Below are 2354 nucleotides of genomic sequence, written 5' to 3'. Positions count from 1 at the left end.
ATGCGAGTACTGCTGCGATTAGAATTTTAACTGTTTTTTTCATTGTTTGAGTGGAATTAAAATAATTCTTAAGACTCTTTTTCTTTTAATACTCCAGATCTTTTTCCGTAAGCCAAGAAGAAGAATTTGACTTGTACAAAAGTCTTTAAGACAGTTAAAAAAAAATGAAGACGAGGCAGGAATATGTCCAAGTATCCGATACTTGGACTAAAAAACAGACTTGCAGTCTGTGATTGCTCGAATGTAAATGGTTCGTGAAAAGCCATAGAGTTCTGATAGCTATTCAGAATCAAAGAAATACAAGAGTTATGGCAAGTAGCTAAAGGAATACTGACCGTTTCTTGTAAAAATTAGCTTAAATCTAAGTTGCTGAAATACTGGGATGGTTTTTGGCTAGTCACTTTTTCAAAGGCGCTGTAAAACGTGTTTTTATTTTTAAAACCCGAAGCTAGTGCAATGGAAACAATAGTTTGCGACTTTATTAAACTTGGATACTGCGCAATGAAGAAATCCACCCGATATCCGTTTACCCATTCCCTAAAATTCCTATCAAAATATTCATTTAGAATATAGGAACAATGATGCGAGGGTAAAGCCGTTTGATTGGCTAAGTCTCCCAAGGAGTAATCAGGATTGAGAAATGGCTTTTCGCTTTCCATCAACAAAATCATTTTCTTTTTTAGTTCTTCAATTTCTTCTTCGCTGATAGTCGGAGCTTGTTTCCTATTGGACTTTGAAATTTTTAAAAGATTGCTGTCGAGGAGCTGATCGGCTTGGATGGGATCAATTGGTTTTTTTTCTGTTAATTTTCGGGCGACAGCATATTCTTTTGAGACAAAAACAAACCCGTACAACACCTTAGGATTATAAAATAGGTATCCAAAAAAACCTAACAGAATAGTGGATTGAACGAAAACTCTGTAGTTACTCAAAAACAGATTACCAGTTGAAGGCCCACTTAAGATATTTATAAAAGAATTTACCAACAAATTCAAATTTGAAAGTGTAGTTATTACTACAAAGATTAAAATCCAATTGGTTACCGTCGAATTATTTTTCCAGGTTTTTATCATTCCGGACCCAAAGATTATTCGCCAAATTAAAATAAAATAAGTTATTAATAACCCGTTTCGAATTAAAGAAGAAACATGCTGTGGGAAAAATCCAAAATTTTCATTTGTGAAAAAAGCTCGTTGAGCGATCATATTGGTAATGAAGTTCTCTCGAGTGGCATTATCCAAAAAATACCAGGGAATAGAATCAATAAAAGCTAATAAAAGCGGGATAAAATGAAGTAAATCTTTTTTCTTGAATCGACTTTCATCCCTTATAAAACCCCTAACATACAGATACAAAAAAGCTCCAAACACATATAAAAAGGGGCCTAAGAAATTAAATAGTATAGAAATAAAAATAGTCTGTCCTGTATTCATAGCAATAAAATACAGGATTTGAAGCCCACGCATCAGCATCATGGCAGCCAACAATTTATTCAGATAGGTATTTCCAATGGAGGTAAAAAGCATGTGGATCGAAAAACCCAACAACAAAAATGAACCAAAAGCAAAAATGTATAAACTATATTCCATTCTGAATTTGAATCTTAGAGTATTTCTGATATTTTTTTTGAAAAATCAACTGCAACGTGAACTATTTACTATTGAGGTTCGACAAAACCTTTTGCTATCATTTTTTAAAAACTTAAATTTTATGTTCAATTTTTTAGGTAGAATTCAAAACACTTGTAAACGTTGATGATTGACCTTTGTAAATAGTTGTTTTGGACAGGCTCTAAAAAGAGATGGATTGTACTCGGTAGTGTCGACACCGCAAGAAATTTAATTTTCAAAACAGTTTTATTCAGATGCCTCAAAAGCTTTTTGGATCATAGACTCGTCTATCAAACGACTGACTGTATTTGAAATCCAAAAAAAGTGAAAACTAATTTTATTTCCTTCATTTTTAAAAAAACGATTAAACAAGGTGATTCAAAATGTAAATAAATAGTCTTTCTAAACGAAGAAAGGGTGGAAATTAAAAGGATGATTCAAAAGATATAATTTTTGATATACTCAATTATTTACATGTTGATAGAAGTCCGGTTTAGGTTTAGAATACTTTCTTCACGGATGGTAAATAGTTTTTAATTAGAGATATAAAAACAATTTAAAAATATTCTAAAATCAAGGTTTCCAGCTGATTTTCTTTGTAAATACCAAGCCAGGAATTTAATGAAACTCTTCGGGGAACGAAATTTCTAATCAACATGGCTTTTTGATTAAAACTCAATAAAGCCGGAAATTCTTTCAGAGATTTAGCATTTTGAAGATTGTTTGTATTATCATTTAAAAAAT

2 protein-coding genes are annotated in these 2354 nt (G+C 31.7%); both read right to left on the bottom strand.

The window, feature by feature from the left end; all coding sequences use genetic code 11:
* Window positions 1-350: 350 nt before the first annotated feature.
* Window positions 351-1589: a helix-turn-helix domain-containing protein gene (locus tag ACTF56_RS12965; protein WP_438967333.1), complete on the bottom strand. Its 1239-nt coding sequence runs from the start codon at window positions 1587-1589 to the stop codon at window positions 351-353.
* Window positions 1590-2166: 577 nt separating this feature from the next.
* Window positions 2167-2354 (bottom strand): hypothetical protein (locus ACTF56_RS12960; protein ID WP_438967332.1); only part of this gene is annotated, 188 nt, incomplete at its 5' end.

This window comes from Flavobacterium sp. (genome assembly GCF_965657075.1).
Classification (GTDB): domain Bacteria; phylum Bacteroidota; class Bacteroidia; order Flavobacteriales; family Flavobacteriaceae; genus Flavobacterium.
The sequence above is the reverse complement of the archived record's forward strand: the minus strand, read 5'-3'. Positions and strand labels throughout refer to the sequence as shown.

Excerpts from the sequence above, each read along its gene's own strand:
- ACTF56_RS12965 (WP_438967333.1), bottom strand. The coding sequence starts at position 1,589 with ATGGAATATAGTTTATACATTTTTGCTTTTGGTTCATTTTTGTTGTTG.